Origin of the sequence: Bifidobacterium ramosum (assembly GCF_009299505.1) — a bacterium.
Lineage (GTDB): Bacteria > Actinomycetota > Actinomycetes > Actinomycetales > Bifidobacteriaceae > Bifidobacterium > Bifidobacterium ramosum.
Genome location: NZ_WBSM01000002.1, coordinates 32,433 through 50,876 on the forward strand (window position 1 = coordinate 32,433; position 18,444 = coordinate 50,876).

23 protein-coding genes and 1 tRNA gene are annotated in these 18,444 nt (G+C 62.0%); 23 read left to right on the plus strand and 1 reads right to left on the minus strand.

Going from position 1 to position 18,444, the window contains the following annotated elements; translation table 11 throughout:
* Nucleotides 1-53: 53 nt before the first annotated feature.
* The 23 genes from rplN to DSM100688_RS03070 all read left to right on the plus strand — a co-directional run bounded on the left by rplN (nt 54) and on the right by DSM100688_RS03070 (nt 16,501).
* Nucleotides 54-422: a 50S ribosomal protein L14 gene (gene rplN / locus DSM100688_RS02960; protein WP_152357685.1), complete on the plus strand. Its 369-nt coding sequence runs from the start codon at nt 54-56 to the stop codon at nt 420-422.
* Nucleotide 423: 1 nt separating this feature from the next.
* Nucleotides 424-759: a 50S ribosomal protein L24 gene (rplX, locus tag DSM100688_RS02965; protein ID WP_152357686.1), complete on the plus strand. Its 336-nt coding sequence runs from the start codon at nt 424-426 to the stop codon at nt 757-759.
* Entirely contained in the window at nt 756-1,328 is a 573-nt protein-coding gene (gene rplE, locus DSM100688_RS02970; RefSeq protein ID WP_152357687.1) for a 50S ribosomal protein L5, read from the plus strand. The genes rplX and rplE overlap by 4 nt, the downstream gene beginning before the upstream one ends.
* 1 nt (nt 1,329) lies before the next feature.
* Nucleotides 1,330-1,515 (plus strand): type Z 30S ribosomal protein S14, encoded by a 186-nt coding sequence (locus tag DSM100688_RS02975; protein WP_003814530.1) that lies wholly within the window; start codon nt 1,330-1,332, stop codon nt 1,513-1,515.
* Nucleotides 1,516-1,605: 90 nt separating this feature from the next.
* Entirely contained in the window at nt 1,606-2,004 is a 399-nt protein-coding gene (rpsH, locus tag DSM100688_RS02980; RefSeq protein ID WP_152357688.1) for a 30S ribosomal protein S8, read from the plus strand.
* 17 nt (nt 2,005-2,021) lie between these two features.
* Nucleotides 2,022-2,561, plus strand: coding sequence for a 50S ribosomal protein L6 (gene rplF, locus DSM100688_RS02985; protein WP_152357689.1), 540 nt, complete (start codon nt 2,022-2,024; stop codon nt 2,559-2,561).
* A gap of 1 nt (nt 2,562) precedes the next feature.
* The gene (gene rplR / locus DSM100688_RS02990; protein WP_152357690.1) at nt 2,563-2,934 is read left to right on the plus strand and encodes a 50S ribosomal protein L18; all 372 of its coding nucleotides are present in this window, start codon (nt 2,563-2,565) and stop codon (nt 2,932-2,934) included.
* Entirely contained in the window at nt 2,931-3,656 is a 726-nt protein-coding gene (gene rpsE, locus DSM100688_RS02995) for a 30S ribosomal protein S5 (RefSeq protein ID WP_152357691.1), read from the plus strand. The genes rplR and rpsE overlap by 4 nt, the downstream gene beginning before the upstream one ends.
* Nucleotides 3,657-3,659: 3 nt before the next feature.
* Nucleotides 3,660-3,842, plus strand: coding sequence for a 50S ribosomal protein L30 (gene rpmD / locus DSM100688_RS03000; RefSeq protein ID WP_152357692.1), 183 nt, complete (start codon nt 3,660-3,662; stop codon nt 3,840-3,842).
* 2 nt (nt 3,843-3,844) lie between these two features.
* Nucleotides 3,845-4,306 carry a 50S ribosomal protein L15 gene (gene rplO, locus DSM100688_RS03005; RefSeq protein ID WP_152357693.1) on the plus strand — a complete coding sequence of 154 codons (462 nt, stop codon included), beginning with the start codon at nt 3,845-3,847 and terminating at the stop codon, nt 4,304-4,306.
* A gap of 215 nt (nt 4,307-4,521) precedes the next feature.
* Nucleotides 4,522-5,859: a preprotein translocase subunit SecY gene (secY, locus tag DSM100688_RS03010; protein ID WP_152357694.1), complete on the plus strand. Its 1,338-nt coding sequence runs from the start codon at nt 4,522-4,524 to the stop codon at nt 5,857-5,859.
* A 64-nt stretch (nt 5,860-5,923) separates the two neighbouring features.
* On the plus strand, nt 5,924-6,487 hold the full coding sequence (locus DSM100688_RS03015; protein WP_152357695.1) for an adenylate kinase: 564 nt from the start codon (nt 5,924-5,926) through the stop codon (nt 6,485-6,487).
* Between the two features lie 264 nt (nt 6,488-6,751).
* Nucleotides 6,752-6,970, plus strand: coding sequence for a translation initiation factor IF-1 (infA, locus tag DSM100688_RS03020; protein ID WP_003808114.1), 219 nt, complete (start codon nt 6,752-6,754; stop codon nt 6,968-6,970).
* A 21-nt stretch (nt 6,971-6,991) separates the two neighbouring features.
* A complete protein-coding gene (gene rpmJ, locus DSM100688_RS03025) occupies nt 6,992-7,105 on the plus strand; it encodes a 50S ribosomal protein L36 (protein WP_003814578.1) in 114 nt (37 codons plus the stop codon).
* Nucleotides 7,106-7,251: 146 nt separating this feature from the next.
* Complete coding sequence (gene rpsM, locus DSM100688_RS03030) at nt 7,252-7,629, plus strand: 30S ribosomal protein S13 (RefSeq protein WP_152357696.1); 378 nt, start codon at nt 7,252-7,254, stop codon at nt 7,627-7,629.
* Between the two features lie 81 nt (nt 7,630-7,710).
* The gene (gene rpsK / locus DSM100688_RS03035; RefSeq protein WP_033493949.1) at nt 7,711-8,112 is read left to right on the plus strand and encodes a 30S ribosomal protein S11; all 402 of its coding nucleotides are present in this window, start codon (nt 7,711-7,713) and stop codon (nt 8,110-8,112) included.
* Between the two features lie 90 nt (nt 8,113-8,202).
* Nucleotides 8,203-9,198 (plus strand): DNA-directed RNA polymerase subunit alpha, encoded by a 996-nt coding sequence (locus DSM100688_RS03040; RefSeq protein ID WP_152357697.1) that lies wholly within the window; start codon nt 8,203-8,205, stop codon nt 9,196-9,198.
* An 87-nt stretch (nt 9,199-9,285) separates the two neighbouring features.
* Nucleotides 9,286-9,789 (plus strand): 50S ribosomal protein L17, encoded by a 504-nt coding sequence (gene rplQ / locus DSM100688_RS03045; protein ID WP_152357698.1) that lies wholly within the window; start codon nt 9,286-9,288, stop codon nt 9,787-9,789.
* A 186-nt stretch (nt 9,790-9,975) separates the two neighbouring features.
* Nucleotides 9,976-10,899 carry a tRNA pseudouridine(38-40) synthase TruA gene (gene truA, locus DSM100688_RS03050; protein ID WP_152357699.1) on the plus strand — a complete coding sequence of 308 codons (924 nt, stop codon included), beginning with the start codon at nt 9,976-9,978 and terminating at the stop codon, nt 10,897-10,899.
* A gap of 195 nt (nt 10,900-11,094) precedes the next feature.
* On the plus strand, nt 11,095-13,287 hold the full coding sequence (locus DSM100688_RS03055; protein ID WP_152357700.1) for a circularly permuted type 2 ATP-grasp protein: 2,193 nt from the start codon (nt 11,095-11,097) through the stop codon (nt 13,285-13,287).
* A 194-nt stretch (nt 13,288-13,481) separates the two neighbouring features.
* Nucleotides 13,482-14,282, plus strand: coding sequence for a transglutaminase family protein (locus tag DSM100688_RS03060; protein WP_152357701.1), 801 nt, complete (start codon nt 13,482-13,484; stop codon nt 14,280-14,282).
* A gap of 270 nt (nt 14,283-14,552) precedes the next feature.
* Nucleotides 14,553-14,637: transfer RNA gene (locus tag DSM100688_RS03065), tRNA-Ser, on the plus strand.
* A gap of 142 nt (nt 14,638-14,779) precedes the next feature.
* A complete protein-coding gene (locus DSM100688_RS03070; RefSeq protein WP_152357702.1) occupies nt 14,780-16,501 on the plus strand; it encodes an S-layer homology domain-containing protein in 1,722 nt (573 codons plus the stop codon).
* A gap of 78 nt (nt 16,502-16,579) precedes the next feature.
* Here the strand turns inward: DSM100688_RS03070 and DSM100688_RS03075 are convergent, their stop codons facing one another.
* Nucleotides 16,580-18,319, minus strand: coding sequence for a hypothetical protein (locus DSM100688_RS03075; RefSeq protein ID WP_152357703.1), 1,740 nt, complete (start codon nt 18,317-18,319; stop codon nt 16,580-16,582).
* Nucleotides 18,320-18,444 lie beyond the last annotated feature (125 nt).

Here is an 18,444-nt window from a genome sequence, read left to right on the forward strand (position 1 = left end):
TCGTACAGGTGGGCGGGGTGCTTGGGGAGAACCAGCTCGGCTAAGGAGAATCAATGATTCAGCAGGAAACGCGGCTTCATGTCGCCGACAACACGGGTGCGAAGGAACTCCTCTGCATCCGCGTGCTCGGCGGATCGAAGCGACGCTATGCCGATCTGGGCGACGTGATCGTCGCCTCCGTCAAGGACGCGATCCCTGGCGGCTCGGTCAAGAAGGGCGACGTGGTCAAGGCCGTCGTCGTCCGCACCGTCAAGGAGCACCGTCGTGTGGACGGCTCCTACATCAAGTTCGACGAGAACGCCGCCGTCATTCTCGGCTCCGGCCGTGAACCGAAGGGCACTCGTATCTTCGGACCGATCGCTCGTGAGCTGCGCGACAAGCGCTTCATGCGTATCGTGTCCCTCGCTCCGGAGGTGATCTGACATGGTAGCCAAGATCAAGAGCGGCGACCTGGTCAAGGTCATCCGCGGCAAGGATAAGGGCAAGGAAGGCAAGGTCACCCGCGTGCTGGCCGACGATCGCCTGATCGTCGAGGGCGTGCAGATCGTCAAGAAGCACGTCCGCGCCACGCAGCAGGGCCAGCAGGCCGGCATCGTCTCCGTCGAGGCTCCGATCCATCGCTCCAACGTGATGCTGATCGACCCGGAGACCAAGCAGCCGACCCGCGTTGGCGTTGTGGTGAAGGAAGAGGCCCGTGACGGCAAGGTGAAGACCGTGCGCGTCCGCGTGGCCAAGAAGTCCGGAAAGGAGCTGGCATGACCGATGCTACCGTCGAAGCGCCGGCAACCCCGCGCCTGAAGCAGAAGTACAACGAGGTCATCGTCCCTGAGCTGGAGAAGGAGTTCAACTACTCCAACCCCATGCAGGTCGCCCGTGTGCAGAAGGTCGTCGTCTCCATGGGCGTCGGCGCCGCTGCCCGCGACTCCAAGCTCATCGAAGGTGCCGTCAAGGACCTGACCCTGATCACCGGCCAGAAGCCGAAGATCACCAAGGCCAAGAAGTCCGTCGCGCAGTTCCACCTGCGTGAGGGCCAGGCCATCGGCGCATACGTCACCCTGCGCGGCGACCGTATGTGGGAGTTCCTGGATCGTCTGCTGACCCTCGCGCTGCCCCGTATCCGCGATTTCCGCGGCATCAACGGCAAGCAGTTCGACGGCCAGGGCAACTACAACTTTGGTCTCACCGAGCAGTCCATGTTCCACGAGATCGATCCGGATTCGATCGATCACCAGCGCGGCATGGACATCACCGTGGTGACCTCCACCAAGGACGACAAGGAAGCTTCCGTGCTCCTCAAGCACCTCGGCTTCCCCTTCAAGGAGAACTGATATGGCAAAAACCGCTCTGAAGAACAAGGCGGCCGGCAAGCCGAAGTTCAAGGTTCGCGCCTACACGCGCTGCCAGGTTTGTGGTCGTCCCCACTCCGTCTACCGCAAGTTCGGCCTGTGCCGCATCTGCCTTCGCGAGAAGGCTCACCGCGGCGAGCTGCCCGGCGTTACGAAGTCCAGTTGGTAAACATCGACGCTGAAGGTCCGCGGCCCGATCGCCTGATTCGTCAGGCGTGAGGGCGGCGGAAACCATAGCGAGAAAGGGCAACAAGCCCAAATGACAATGACAGATCCGATCGCAGACATGCTTACGCGTCTGCGTAATGCGAGCGCGGCTAAGCACGAGACCGTGGATATGCCGTACTCCAAGTTCAAGGCGAACATCGCCGAGATCCTGAAGCGCGAAGGCTACATCAAGGACTTCAGCGCCAAGGAAGCCAAGGTCGGCCAGACTCTTGAGGTCACCCTCAAGTACGGCCCGAACGGCGAGCGTTCCATCCAGGGCATCAAGCGCATCTCCAAGCCGGGTCTCCGCCGTTACGCGAAGTCCGACGCGCTGCCGATGCCGCTCGGTGGTCTCGGTATCGCCATCATCTCGACCAGCTCGGGACTGATGACCCAGAAGGAATGCCTCGACCGGGGCATCGGCGGCGAGATCGTCGCCTACGTGTGGTGAGAAAGGAGAGCTGACACATGGCATCGCATATTGGTAAGCTCCCCGTCGCCATCCCGGCCGGCGTGGAAGTCACTATCGACGGTCAGAACTTCTCCGCCAAGGGCGCGAAGGGTTCCGACTCCTACGTCATTCCCGAAGGCATCACCGCTGTGGTCGAGGGCAACGAGATCGTCCTCACTCCGGCCGATGACCTGCGTCCGACCCGTGCCAAGCACGGTCTGGCCCGCGCCATCGTCGCCAGCATGGTCAAGGGCGTGCACGAAGGCTACGCCAAGACCCTGCAGATCGTTGGCACCGGTTACCGCGCCACCCTCAAGGGCAAGAGCATCGAGTTCGCTCTCGGTTACTCGCACACCATCACCGTCGACCCGGCCGAAGGCATCGAGTTCGAAGTGCCGAACGCCAACACGGTGATCGTCAAGGGCACCGACAAGCAGGCCGTTGGCCAGGCTGCGGCCAACATCCGCAAGCTGCGTGCTCCGGAACCCTACAAGGGCAAGGGCATCAAGTACGCTGACGAGCACATCCTGCGCAAGGCTGGAAAGGCTGGTAAGTGATATGAGCGTTAAGATTCTCGGTAAGGGCAAGAAGGTTTCGCTCAAGCGCCGTCACGCCCGTCTGCGCAAGCGCATCTCCGGCACCCCGGAGCGTCCGCGTCTCGTCGTCACCCGTTCCAACCGCCACATGGTCGCCCAGATCGTCGACGACACCAAGGGCTTCACCCTGGTGAGCGCCTCGACGCTGACCGCCGAATTCGCCGGTTTCGAGGGCACCAAGGTCGAGGCCGCCAAGAAGGTCGGCGAGCTGCTGGCCGAGAAGGCCAAGGCCGCCGGCATCGAGGCTGTCGTGTTCGACCGCGGCGGCAACAAGTACACCGGTCGCGTCGCAGCTGTCGCTGAAGGCGCCCGCGAGGGAGGTCTGGCACTGTGAGCGACGAAACCCAGAAGGAAACCCAAGTGGCTGAAGAAACTCAGAACACTGAGGCGGCTGAGACCAACGCGAACGAGGACCGCAAGTCCCGTCGCGGCCAGCGCGGCGAAGGCCGTCGTGGCGAGCGTCGCAACCGTCGCGAAGAGAAGCAGGGCGATGAGCTGCTCGACCGCGTGGTGACCATCAACCGTGTGTCCAAGACCCACAAGGGCGGCCGTACGTTCAGCTTCGCCGCGCTCGTGGTCGTCGGTGACGGCAACGGCACCGTCGGCGTTGGCTACGGCAAGTCCCGCGAGGTTCCGGCCGCTATCGCCAAGGGCCAGCTCGACGCCAAGAAGCACATGTTCACCGTCCCGCGCGTCCGCGGCACCGTCACCCACCCGGTGATCGGCCACGACGCCGCCGGCACTGTGCTGCTGCGCCCGGCTGCCCCGGGTACCGGCGTTATCGCCGGTGGTCCGGTCCGCGCCGTCATGGAGTGCGCCGGCATCACCGATATCCTGACCAAGTCGATGGGCTCCGCCACCGCCGTGAACATGGTTCGCGCCACCGTGGCTGCCCTCAAGCAGCTCGAGGATCCGGAAGAGATCGCGGCCCGCCGTGGTCTGGCCCTCAACGAGGTCGCCCCGGACGCCCTGCTGCGCGCTCGCGCCGCCGGCATCGCCGAGGCCCGCAAGGCCCGTGAAGAGGCCGCCGCCGCCCAGCAGAAGGATGGTGAGTGATAGATGGCTAACCTGAAGATCACCCTGCACCATGGTTTGGTGAACCGTACGCCCAAGCAGCGCGCCACCGTGCAGACTCTCGGTCTGCGCAAGATCGGCCAGAGCGTTGTCCTCGAGGACAACAAGTCCACTCGTGGCCAGATCCTGGCGGTGCGCCATCTGGTCACCGTTGAGGAGGTTGACTGATTATGGCCAATGAAGAAGAGACCACCATCCTGCAGATGCACGATCTGAAGCCCGCTCCGGGCGCCAAGAAGGATCGCATCCGCGTCGGCCGTGGTGAAGGCTCCAAGGGTAAGACCTCGGGCCGTGGCGACAAGGGCACCAAGAAGCGTTACCAGGTTCGTCCGGGCTTCGAAGGTGGCCAGCTGCCGCTGTACATGCGCCTGCCGAAGCTTCGCGGCTTCAAGAGCCCCTTCAAGAAGGAGTTCCAGGTCGTGAACGTGGCCGCTCTTGCCGAGCTGTTCCCGGCCGGTGGCGAAGTCACCGTCGCTGATCTGGTCGCCAAGGGCGCCGTGCGCGCCAACCAGCCCGTCAAGGTGCTGGGCGATGGTGAGATCACCGTCGCGCTCACCGTCAAGGGCGTGAAGGCTTCTGCCTCGGCCAAGGCCAAGATCGAAGCCGCCGGCGGTTCCGTCTCCGAGGAGTAGTTCTTCTCGCGCGGACCAGCCGCAGTGCGATATGAATGATGACCCTCGACCGCGCAAGCGGCGGGGGTCATCGTCGTTTTACGAATCGTTTATGGATATTTATGGACATGAGAACCGCTGCGTCGGGGCAGTGGTAGACGCTGTACGCTAGACTCGACGACTAGAGTCTGTCTGCAACCGGTGCGCATGGGGCGCACATATGGAAAGGAACCCAGGTGAGGACGTTAATCCAGGCCTTCCGTACCAAAGAGCTGAGAAACAAGATCCTGTTCGTGTTCGGCATGATCATCATCTACCGCATCGGATCGTTCATCCCGACGCCGGGCGTCGACTACAAGGTCGTGCAGGAGTGCGTCGGCACGATGAAGACCGCATCCGAGAACTTCATCGGCCTGGTCAACCTGTTCTCCGGCGGCGCGATGCTGCAGCTGTCGATCTTCGCGCTGGGCGTCATGCCGTACATCACCGCGTCCATCGTCGTGCAGCTGCTGCGCGTCGTCATCCCGCGCTTCGAGGCCCTGCACAAGGAGGGCCAGTCCGGCGAGGCGAAGCTGACGCAGTACACCCGTTACCTGACCATCGGCCTCGCGGTGCTGCAGTCCACCACCATCCTCGTCACCGCCCGCTCCGGCGCGCTGTTCAACTACTCCTGCTCGCAGGTCATCCCGGACGGCTCCGCGTGGAACCTCATCGTCATGGTGCTCATCATGACCGGCGGCACCGGCCTCATCATGTGGATGGCCGAGCTCATCACCGACAAGGGCATCGGCCAGGGCATGTCCATCCTCATCTTCATGTCCATCTGCTCCGGCTTCCTGCCGCAGCTGTGGGAGATCGGCTGGGGCACCAACGGCACCGACGGCAACTGGCCGAAGTTCGCGATCGTCGCCGGCGTGCTGCTCGTCATCCTGATCTTCGTCGACTTCGTCGAACTGTGCCAGCGCCGCATCCCGGTCCAGTACACGCGCCGCATGATCGGCCGCAAGATGTACGGCGGATCGTCCACCTACCTGCCGCTCAAGATCAACATGTCCGGCGTCATCCCGCCGATCTTCGCGTCCTCGATCCTCGCGATCCCGACCCTGATCGCGCAGTTCGGCAGCACCGACCAGAGCTGGGTCAAGTGGATCAACTCCAACCTGGCCAACACCACGTCCGTGTGGTACATCGCGCTGTACGCCGTGATGATCGTGTTCTTCTGCTTCTTCTACACCGAGATCACGTTCAACCCGGACGAAACCGCCGACAACATGAAGCAGTACGGCGGTTTCATCCCGGGCATCCGCGCCGGCAGCGCCACCAGCCGCTACCTGAGCTACGTGATGAACCGCCTCAACACCGTCGGCGCGGTCTACCTGCTGTTCGTCGCGCTCATCCCGACCGTGCTCATCATGGCGCTCAACCTCAACACGCAGCTGCCGTTCGGCGGCACGACCATCCTGATCATCGCGGGCGTCGGCCTCGACACCCTGCGCCAGGCCAAGGCCCAGACCGAGCAGTTCCAGTACACTGGCTTCCTGCTCGAGGACGTGGACCACAAGGAAGGCAAGTAAGCAACCATCTGTCCGTGGCTCCCCGACCCGGGGAGCCACCGCTATGTCAAGGAAGGAAAGACCAATGCGTCTACTCATCATGGGCCCGCAGGGCGTGGGCAAGGGCACTCAGGCCGCGCTGCTCGCCGAGCACTTCGGCATCCCGGCGATCTCGACCGGCGACATCTTCCGCTACAACATCAAGAACAAGACCGAACTCGGCCTTGAGGCGCTCAAGTACACCGACAAGGGCGAGCTGGTCCCGGACGAGCTGACCAACAAGATCGTCAAGGACCGTCTGGCCATGGACGACGCCAAGAACGGCTGGATCCTCGACGGCTACCCGCGCAACGCCTCCCAGGTCGAGGCGCTCGACGCCATGCTCGCCGAGCTCGGCACCCCGCTCGACAAGGTCGTGGCGCTCGACGCCGACCACGACGTGCTCATGGAGCGCATCGCCAAGCGCGCCCAGGAGCAGGGCCGTTCCGACGACACCCCGGAGGCCATCGCCAAGCGCCTCGCCACCTACGCCAAGGAGACCGCGCCACTGCTCGATATCTACAAGCAGCGCGGCCAGCTCGTCGCCATCGACGGCGTCGGCGAGATCGACGCGATCCAGGCGAATATCGTCAAGGCGCTCGAAGGCTGAGTAGATTTTCATCGAGGCGTGATGCCAAATGGGCAGCTTTGCGGCTGCCCATTTTTTGTACCCGGTTGATGTGGCGGGGTGTGGGATACGGATGGCTCCGTCGTCGGACAGTCCACTGGACTGTCTTCCTCCTCGCGTCGCCGCATGCCGAGCGTGCGGCGACACGCCGTGTGTCGCAATCCCCGTTTTCGTGTATATTTGATCGTTGGTGTGTCTTCGGACATACTGAACGGTAATTGTCCCAAAGAACGGATCACGAGGCTCATGGCAAAAGACGGTGTGATTGAAGTCGAAGGTCAGGTAGTGGAAGCGCTGCCGAACGCGATGTTCCGCGTCGAACTCGAGAACAAGCACATCGTGCTCGCCACGATCTCCGGCAAGATGCGCAAGAACTACATTCGTATCCTGCCGCAGGATCGCGTGGTGCTTGAAATGAGCCCGTACGATCTGAACCGCGGACGGATTACGTACCGCTACAAGTAAAGGTACAAGTAAAGGAAAACCATGAAGGTCAGCCCTAGTGTGAAGAGGATCTGCGAAAACTGCCGCGTGATCCGTCGTCACGGCCGCGTCATGGTGATCTGCACGAACCCGCGCCACAAGCAGCGTCAGGGCTGAGAGCAGATCCAGCGGCACCAAACAATCAGGCGCTGAGTCACAGGCGAGTCTCTCCCGAGAGGCACGCTTGAACCCCGGGTACGCAGGCCCGGGCCGGGCAACCGGACGACTCGGTGCACGACCTGCGGAACACAGAAGGAATCGCAATGGCACGTCTTGCCGGAGTCGACATCCCCAATGAGAAGCGCATTGAAATCGCCCTCACCTACATTTTCGGTGTGGGTCGCACTCGTGCGAAGGAAACGCTTGCCGCGACCGGTATCAACCCGGACACCCGCGTCAAGGATCTGACGGATGAGCAGCTGATCACGCTGCGTGACTATCTCGAGGGTAACTACAAGATCGAGGGCGATCTGCGTCGTGAAATCGACGCGGACATCCGTCGTAAGATCCAGATCAACTGCTACCAGGGCATGCGTCATCGCAAGGGTCTGCCCGTGCGCGGCCAGCGCACCAAGACCAACGCCCGCACCCGCAAGGGCCCGAAGCGCACGGTCGCCGGAAAGAAGAAGGCCACCAAGTAGTAGGTGGTTCGTCCGGGCCACGGGATGCATCATTCCATCGTCCGGACAGACAAACAAGTTCGTACTAGGAAACGAGGATCAATGGCAGCTGCAAAGCAAGCCGCTCGTAAGCCTGTCCGCCGCCGCGACCGCAAGTCGATCCCGGTGGGTCAGGCTCACATCAAGTCCACTTTCAACAACACGATCATCTCGATCACCGATCCGTCCGGCGCTGTCGTGTCCTGGGCGTCCGGTGGCGATGTCGGCTTCAAGGGCTCCCGCAAGTCCACGCCGTACGCCGCTGGCATGGCTGCCGAGTCCGCCGCCCGCAAGGCGATGGAGCACGGTCTGAAGAAGGTCGACGTGTTCGTCAAGGGCCCGGGTTCCGGTCGTGAAACCGCCATCCGCTCCCTGCAGTCCGCCGGTCTTGAAGTCGGTTCCATCACCGACGTCACCCCGCAGGCGCACAACGGCGTTCGTCCGCCGAAGCGTCGTCGCGTCTGAGCCGTCTGAGCACTAGACATAGCAATTCATCCAAAGCCGCTTGCCTGGCCGGTGAGTGCACCACCGACCAGAAGCTGAAAGGATAACACAGTGCTTATCGCACAGCGTCCGACACTGACCGAGGAAGTCCTCAACCCGCAGCGCTCCCGCTTCACCATCGAGCCTCTTGAGCCTGGTTTCGGCTATACGCTGGGCAACTCCCTGCGCCGTACCCTCCTGAGCTCGATTCCGGGCGCGGCTGTGACTTCGGTGCGCATCTCCGGTGCCCTGCACGAGTTCACCACTCTGCCGGGCGTGAAAGAGGACGTTACCGAGATCCTGCTCAACATCAAGGGCATCGTGCTCACCAGCGAGTACGACGAGCCGGTCGTCATGTACCTGCGCAAGAGCGGCGAAGGCGAGGCCACCGCGGGCGACATCACCCCGCCGGCCGGTGTCACCATCGCCAACCCGGACATGCACATCGCGACGTTGGCCGAAGACGGCGAGCTCGAGATCGAGTTCACCGTCGAGCGTGGTCGCGGCTATGTCCCGGCGCAGATGAACAAGCAGGACAACGACGAGATCGGCCGTATCCCGGTCGACTCGATCTACTCCCCGGTGCTCAAGGTGAGCTACAAGGTCGAGGCCACCCGTGTGGAACAGCGCACGGACTTCGACAAGCTCATCCTGGACGTGGAAACCAAGCCCGCCATTTCGCCGCGCGATGCGGTCGCTTCCGCCGGTTCGACCCTGGTGGAGCTCTTCGGCCTGTGCCGCGAGCTCAACACCCAGGCCGAAGGCGTCGAGGTCGGTCCGGCTCCCGTGGCCGAGGAGACCAACCCCGAAATGGCCGTGCCGATCGAGGATCTCAACCTCACCCAGCGCAGCTACAACTGCCTGAAGCGCGAGGGCATCCACACCATCGGCGAGCTGGTGAACCACACCGAGCAGGACCTGCTCGACATCCGCAATTTCGGCATGAAGTCGATCGACGAGGTCAAGGACAAGCTGCAGACCCTGGGTCTGTCGCTCAAGGCCTCCCCGCTGGGCTTCGATACCACCAACCTCGAAGGCGGCACCTTCTACTCGCCGGAAGACGAGTGATCCGTCGCTTTTGACCAACCGCACCGCCATGCCCGGACGTTCGGGCACATGCCCACCTGAGCGTGGCGGCGCATTCAAGGAGTAAACATGCTTACACCCAAGAAGGGCCCGCGTCTGGCCTCCAGCCCGGCCCACGAGCGCCTGATGCTCGCGAACATGGCCACCAGCCTGTTCCAGAACGGCCGCATCGTCACCACGCTGCCGAAGGCCAAGCGCCTCCGCCCGCTGGCCGAGCGCCTGATCACCTTCGCCAAGCGCGGTGATCTGCACTCCCGCCGTCGCGTGATGCGCGTCATCCGCAACAAGTCCGTCGTGCACAAGCTCTTCACCGAGATCGCCGAGCAGATGGAGCAGCGCGAGGGCGGCTACACCCGCATCGTGAAGATCGCCCCGCGTAAGGGCGACGCCGCTCCGGCCGCGATCATCGAGCTCGTCACCGAGCCGGTCGCCAAGAAGGCCGTCGTGAAGGAAGCCGAAGCCGCGACCAAGGTTGCCGAGGAGACCGCTCCGGTCACCGAGGCCACTGAGGCTCCGGCCGAGACCGCTGCCCCGGCCGAGACCGAGGCTGCTCCGGCCGAAAACGCCGAGTGAGCATAGACCACTGAAAGGGGTCGGGACTGAGTCCCGGCCCTTTTTTGTATTGCGGCGTTTCGACACGCTGACAGAGTGATCACGACACGCTTGATGCGTTTCCGACATCGGCGCAATCGCGCGGTTCCCGATTCCGCATCAAGCGTGTCGTGATCACCTCACCGGCGTGTCGTACTATGAATACCCATGAGACTCAGAATCGACCTGGCATATGACGGCGGCGGCTTCTACGGCTGGGCGAAGCAGCCCACCCTGCGCACCGTGCAAGGGGAGATCGAGGATGCGCTGCACAAGATCCTGCGCGTGCCGACCGATCCCACATCGTCCGAAGCACAGGCCGAACCACTGCGACTGGTTGTCGCCGGCCGCACCGACACCGGCGTCCACGCCAGCCATCAGGTCTGCCACGTCGACGTCACCCCGGACACCCTCGCCCGCGCGGTCGGCCACATGGACGTGCCGCCGACCGTCGCACTGACTCGCCGTCTGCAGCGCATCCTGCCGCCCGACATCACGATCCGCACGATTACCCCGGCTCCGGACGGCTTCGACGCGCGGTTCTCCGCACTCGAACGTACGTATGTGTACCGCATCGCCGACCGATCGTCCGAAGTCGACCCGCGCATGCGCGGTTTCGTCCTGCACATCGACGACGATCTCGACATCGCCGCGATGAACGCGGCCGCCGCGATGACGATCGGACTGCATGACTTCGGCTCGTTCGCGACGCCGAATCCGGGAGGCACGACGATCCGCGACGTCAAGATCGCGTACTGGCGACGGATTCCGGTCCGTCCGCTGATTGACGACGTCGACGCGATGGGGGAGCGCTACCGTACGCCGGCGGCCGAGTCGGGACTGCTGTGCTTCACGATCGTGGCCGACGCGTTCGCCCGCAACATGGTGCGATCGCTGGTCAACGGATGCGTGCAGGTCGGCGTCGGCAAACGGTCGCTTGACTGGTTCGCCAGCAAAATGGCGACGCCGTTGCGCGAAGGCTCCACCGGACCGATCGCCCCGCAGGGCCTGACGCTCGAGCACATCCAGTATCCGCCCAACGACCAACTTGCCGCCCGCGCCGAAGCCATCCGCGCCAAACGCACGCTGTAGCACGCCCGTAACACAGCCGCCCACAGCCGGTAACCGCGCGCGACTAGCGTAACCCGTATTCATGGCGACGGCCACGGACGGCGCAAGCGTGCGTCCGCAACGGCCGGCGCCGCCCACGCAACCGCATGTGTCACCGATCGGGCGTGGGCAGCGGTAACCGGCGACAGCCGGACGGGACGAAGGCGAGGAGCGAACATGGCTGCATCGGCGATCAATCTGGCGGGCGAACTGGTCAACCGTCGCGAGGCGATCAACCGTGAGCTGAGCCGCAACGGCGTGCGGTTCGGCGTGTACAAAAACGGCGAGTACCACGACCGTCTCTTCCCGTACGATCCGATTCCGCGCGTCATCGAATCCGACGAGTTCGACCGGCTCGAGGCCGGCCTCAAGCAGCGCGTCAACGCACTCAACGCGTACCTCAAGGATATCTATTCCGAGAAGAAGATCATCCACGACGGCGTCATCCCCGAGGAATACGTGTACACGTCGGCCGGCTACTTCCCGCAGGTCAACGGCGTGACCCCGCCCGGTGGCATCTTCGCGCACATCGCCGGCGAGGACCTCGTGCAGGGCGAGGACGGCCGCTGGTGGGTGCTCGAAGACAACCTGCGCATCCCATCCGGCGCGAGCTACCCGCTGTTCGCGCGCGACATCGAACGCCGCACGAACCCGAAGCTGTTCCGCGAGGTGCACGTGCGCGACAACCGCGACTACCCGCGTCTGTTGCGCAAGGCGATGGACTTCGTCTCGACCGAGGGCATCGCCGTGGTGCTCACCCCCGGCCGCTACAATTCCGCGTTCTTCGAGCACGCGTACCTCGCCGAGAAGACCGGCGCGGCGCTCGCGTTCCCCGAGGACCTCGAAGTGGTCGACAACAAGCTGTTCTTCCTCGACTACGCCGGCAACCGGCATCGCGTGGGCGCGGTGTACCGGCGCCTGTCGGACGAATACCTGGACCCGTTCGCGTTCAACCCGGATTCGGTGATCGGCGTGCCCGGGCTGCTCTCCGCATACCGTTCCGGCAACGTCGCGATCATCAACGCGCCCGGCAACGGAGCGGCCGACGACAAGGCGATCTACTATTTCGTGCCGCAGATGATCACGTACTACCTCGGCGAGAAGCCGATCCTGCACAACGCGCCGACGTACATGCCGATGTTCGAGGCCGATCGCAAGACCGTACTCGACCGGCTCGGCGAGCTGGTGATCAAGGACGTGGCCGAGGCCGGCGGATACGGCGTCGTGTTCGGGTCGTCGCTCGACCACGCCGCGCGCGAGGAGCTGGCTGAGCGCATCAAGGCCGAGCCGCGCCGGTTCATCGCGCAGGAGGTCATCCAGTTCCGTGACATCGACGTGATCGACCCCGAAACCGGCGAGGCGAGTCCGCGTAAGGCCGACCTGCGCGCGTTCGTCGTGACCGGCCAGAACACGCACGTGTGGTATTCCGGCCTGACCCGCTACTCGTCGGTGCCCGGCCAGATGATCGTCAATTCGTCGCAGGGCGGCGGCTTCAAGGACACGTGGGTGCTCGCGCCCGAGCATGGCAGCGAATCGCACGAGCGCGCGCAGCAGCGCGACGAATCGATCGCGTCGGTGAATCTCATCCCGCACTCGCGCAAGCATACGTTGTCACTGGTCACCGCGTCGAAGGCCGACAACCTGTACTGGCTCGGCCGTTACACCGAGCGCGCGTTCACCACGCTTATCCAGTTCTTCCCGTTCTACGACCGCGTGATGGACACCGACGTGGACGCGTTCCGCCCGTTCGCCCGCGCGCTCGACCTGCCCGAGGACTTCGAGGACTTCGACGGTTTCATCCATTCGTTCCTGTACGACGGCACGAATCCTGATTCGGTGCGCAGCGCGATCGTCGCCGCGTTCAACAACGCCGTCGTGCTGCGGCCGGAACTCACGTCGCGACTGCTGCAGTACGTCGAACTCGCGGTCACGAACATCACCGACGCGGCCGAACGGTCGGCCAGTGCGAGCGACATCTACGCGCAGCGCGACATCGCCGACGACATGCTCGCGTTCTGGGGCGGCATCGAGAACTCGACCGTCGACGTGACGCTGAAGGCGTTCGTGTTCATCGGCAAGTACGTCGAACGCATCGACCTGTACACACGCTTCCGTCTGCCCGAGGACGAACTCGACGCGCCGCTCGCCAAACTCGAGACGTACTCGCGCGCGCTCGACGGCAAGCCGCTGCCGCAATGCTTCGTGTCCGGCATCAGCTGGCTGCTCGGCCAGCTGCCGGACCGCGGCTATCCGGAGCTCACCAAGCGGCTGCGGGGATTCCTCGACGACTTCAACAGCCGCGCGATTTCCGGTGAGGCCAAGGACGCCGGCACGCTCAACTCGATGAACATGGACGCCAAGCGGCCGTGAGCGGTCGTACGTGAGTGTGGTGGACTTGCAGAACGACGTGACATGGCTGGACATACGCGTGTCCGGCCACACTTGCGGGCGTGCGGAACGGCCGGACCCGACCGCGGCCGTTCCGTCGCCCTCTGCTAGACTGGAGTGGCCTTATACGTCGGTAGGTCCGTCCATAAGTCCGTCCACTTGAGGAGTCGTGTTTCATGAAAAAACTGGTGTTCGACTACGAGATGAAGCTGTCGTTCAGCTCGCCGGTCACCGATCACCGATTCCAGTTGCGTTGTGTGCCGGCCACCGGTCCGCGGCAGCAGGTCGTGGACGTCGAGGTCGACATCGAACCGCACGTCGACCTCGAAACAACCATCGACTCGTTCGACTCCGTGGTCATGACCGGGTTCATCCCCGAGCCGCACACCATGTTCAACTATACGGTCAAGGGCATTGCGTTCGTCGACAACGAGCACATCAAATCCGAGATCTACAAGCCGCTGTACCGGTTCAACTCCGCGCTGACGATCCCCGGCCCGTGCATCGAGCGCATGATCGAGATGTGCAAGATTCGTCTGTCCGCACTGCCGATCGACGCCACGCCGATCGATCAGGCGCGCGAGGTGATGGACGAGGTGTTCCACGCGTTCGTGTACACGCCCGCGTCCACGACGATCCGTACGACGGCCGAGGAGGCGCTCGCCCAGCGCAAGGGCGTGTGCCAGGACTACGCGCACGTGATGCTGTCGGTGTGCCGTCATGTCGGGCTGACCGCGCGGTACATCGCCGGACTGCTCGGCGGCGAGGGCGCGACGCACGCGTGGGTCGAGATCTACCATGACGGGCGGTGGATCGGCCTCGACCCGACGCACAACCGCATGGTCGACGACAACTACATCACGATCGCGCACGGGCGCGACTACCGCGACTGCATGCTCGACATCGGCATCTTCTCGGGCGTGAACGTGCGGCAGCACCAGTGGGTCAACGCGTCCGTGCACGAGCAGCGGCTGTAGGGGTTGCGGGCGTTGTGGCTTTAGCCGGGGTGCTGCGGGCGGTACGCGGAGATTGCGGGACGTCTTCTGTGCCCCATCCCTTTCATAACGGACATACAGCCGATTGCGGGCGGGAAATCGGCTGTATGTCCGTTGAAGGGAAGGGGCGGCTGTGGCTGGCAATGCGTCATCCCCTGACAGGAAATGCACGACGCGCCGTGCCGCACGGCATGATTTGCGCAATCCACGATTTGCCATATAATAAACAAGTTGCGTTTTTACGCAGCGCATGGATAAGTGTCCGAGCGGTCTAAGGAGCACGCCTCGAAAGCGTGTGAGGTTAACCCCTCCGCGAGTTCGAATCTCGCCTTATCCGCCCCTAGGGTTTCAGGCTTCGGCCTGAAACCCTTTTGTTTTCTGCGGCGCCATTACTTCCATGAGCGATAAGCGACGTTCTACAATGGAACTGTTTGGAGACACGTTGAGGATGTTTCCCCGAAATAGTGCAGAGGGTCATTATGCAAATGCAATCCATACGCAGTTTTTTGGCGGGATCGGTAGCCGCCGCGCTTATGACGACCGGCGGCATGTTCGTGCACGTCGGCGATGCTTTCGCCCAGGATATCGATGAGCCGGCATCGGCCGGGCAAGTGATGTCGCAGAAGGGCACACTTGCCGATACGGATGCCGTTTCGCGACCGAACTCGGCTATGCTGCGCGCCGAAACAGACGATTCGGACACTGCGAATGGTTCTGAGGATGACAGGGTTTCGTCCTTGGGCGTGACTCTCGGCTCTGGTATTCCCGTTGTGGTCAATGAAACGCTCAATCAAAGCGATGTATATAAGAAGGCGCTGGCGCAGATCATCAAGTGGCGCAAGGACGCATTGGCTGATAAGGCCATCAAGTTCTGGTATGAGGGCGCCTATATTCCGTTGCCGGACTACCTGAACCAGATCGGCATGAGCGAGGAGGAGTATCTTTCTCCGAAGTGGTCCACTGCGTTGGAGCGCATTGCGGTGCAACGCGCCGTGGAATCCGCGGATGTCTCGCTCGGACATACCCGTCCTAACGACGAGAGCTGCTTCACTGCCACATATAACGGGGATAGTGCGTCCAGCGAGATCCTGGCATGGGGCTCAAAGGATGTGGCGGAAGCCATCAATCTCTGGGCTTCCGAGAAAAAGGCCTATATCGCGCAGGTTGAAGGTAAGGATCACGGTGTGACCGGTCATTATATTACGCTGATCTCGCCCGCGTATGACCGGTATGGTTTCGGTCAGGCGACCGGTGTCGAATATCGGTATACGTATGCCGGTGAAGCCGCTTCGTCCGACACGTTGCAGGACTCCTCCGACGAGCCCACGAACCTGACCGGGAAGAAGGACGTTGAGGTGGCGTTGTCGCAGGATCGCTTCCAGCAGAACACGCTGAGCATGCCGGCTTCTCTGATTGTGGGCAACACGTTCCAGGCGTCACTGCAGTTGAAGTATCTTTCCGGCCGTTATCATTTTGCAGGCACATGGTCGTCGTCGGATCCCTCCGTCATCAGCATCGATAACAGCGGCAAGGGCGTTGCCAAGAAGGAAGGCTCTGTCACCATCACCGCCTCTACCTACAATAATGAGCTCTCTCAGACGGTGGGTGTACGTGCGTTTGCCGATGTGACCAGCAAGACCCCGCACACCGAGGATATTAGCTGGCTCGCTTCCACGGGCATTTCCACCGGCTGGACGCGCAAGGACGGTACCCGAGAGTTCCGTGGCGGACAGAGTGTGACGCGTCAGGACATGGCGGCATTCCTGTACCGTCTGGCAGGATCACCGGACTTCGATGCGTCGAAGGCGAAGAACCCATTCAAGGATGTGACAAAGAAGACGCCGCATTACCGGGAGATTCTGTGGCTTGCCTCCACCGGTATTTCCACAGGTTGGAAGGAACGGAATGGTTCGTATACGTTCCGCGGCATGGATACGGTGAAGCGTCAGGATATGGCCGCGTTCCTGCATCGCCTCGCCGATTATGCACAGGCAATGCCGACGCTGGGCAGCACCATATCGTTCCGTGATGTGACGTCGAAGACCGCTCATGCCGACGACATCGACTGGCTGGCCCGTACCGGCGTGACCGAAGGATGGACCGAGAAGGACGGCTCCCGTACGTTCCGCGGCATGACAAGCGTGAAGCGTCAGGATATGGCTGCGTTCCTGCACCGCATGAGCGTTAACGTGCTTGCGTAGTTACCGATCGCAAAAGAGATATAGGAGGGACTGCGTTGAGGCGCAGCCCCTCCTATATCTGCATCATCATCTGCATCATCACGCATTGCTGCGGGAACCACTGTTCTGGCGGGGGTACCGTGTGCTGTTTCCGACGCTCATATACCGACCGATCCGTTCCATCCCATAAGCCGCGACGGGGATCAGCAAAAGGGCGAAGGACAGCACGTAGATACTTTTCGCTTCCCAGAACAGAAAACAGCCGAATCCTCCGAGGAAAATCAGACACATCATCGTCATAACGGCAAAATGGCCGTCGTGGATACGTTGATCTCTTTGGCCGGAGGTATTGATGCGACGTCGCCAATGAAGTGCCGATCCCATGCCGATGGCACTGAACATGTAGACCAACGTCTGGTACACGTTCTCAAAGCCGATAAGTAGTCCATTGGTCGTCCCGTAGAATGCGTGGCTGGCAATCGCACCATTGGCACGACGTTCCATCAGCGACGAATAATACAACGTCTGATATGTGGGCTCGGACCATTCGGAGATAAGCTTGAGCGCGAAAAAACGTGCGGCGCCAAGGGGATGGCTCCAAAAATAGGCCAGCGAGTCATTGATCGCGGAAAGCGCCGCGGCTTTCTGCAATGCGGCATCTCCATGGACCGATTTGTAGGTTTGGATTGCTTCGGCGCTCCACCATCCGGGCATTGACGTCTTTGCGTTATGGGACAGTCCTATGGCGATCCATGCCAGCTGCGGCAGGCCGGTGCCGAATCGTTGCTGCACGATGCGCTCGATAAGGATGACGGGGAGTCCGGAGAACGCATTGGCTGCGAGGAACAGCCCGATGTGAATCGGAATCAGCCAGAGCAGTCTGTTTGCGAACGCCCGCACGGACAGCATCATGACGAATGCTATGAGCAATATGATCATGGTGCCTTTGACCGTGATGGCGATAGCGCCGACGGCAAAGCAGATAAGCGTCCAAAGCAGAGCCTTACCGTACGTGTGCTGCTCTCCGGCGCGTATGGCCGCAAGCAACGATATGGTCGCGAAGAACAAGCCGGCGGTATTGGTATAGACGAATGCAGGAGACATCAGGAGCGGAAGAGAGGTCATCAGCAGTAGTGCTTCTATCCGTTGCCCGAAAGCCGATAACCCAAGTCGAATGCCAATTCGCTGTAAGGCCCAGCCGGTGCCGGCGATCAGAACGACATTGATGATCTGCACCGCGATGATGTTGCCGATGCCGAATATCGCGAAAATGGCGACGAACCATAATAGGGCGCCGGTCTGGAACGGATACCAGGAGAAATAGTCATAGGCGGGCGGCGTCCCTTTGACACCGGGGGCAAATTCCGCGTATTGTCGCGAGACGATGGCGCTGGCAGCTTTGATGAGGCTGGTCGAGTCCGGGTAAATATAGATGTTACCCGTGGCATTGAGCGCGATGACCCAGAGGAGAGAGCCCATCAGAACATAGACGGCGATGAACGCCGGCAGGTTCATGGATGGCAACAGTCTTATCCATGCATTGGAAACTGCCAGCAGTATGAACAGCATGATGATCGCGGATAGCAAGAATGTCAGGGATGGCAATCCGTGATGAACCTGCATCGCTTCACCGGTGACGAGAAGCGTCGTACTATTCGGCACCGGATAAAACGTGCCTGTGGTGAACACTGATAATAGAGCGAGAGTTGCGGCTACGGCGCAGGCGAGGGCGATGAATATCCGGCTTGCCCAAATGGCGATTGTCGGGGCGGGGATGTGATTTTCCCACGCCGTTACAACGGATCGTATTGTGGAGTGTCGTTGTGATTGTGCAGTCACCGTATTCGCCTGTCTGTTCTGTTATGCGGCCGGTTTTCTGTATGCGATGATACCAAGTTTCAGAATTTCGCGTGCTCGGGGGGATGCTGGGATGGGGTGGGAATACGATTCCATATCGTATTTTT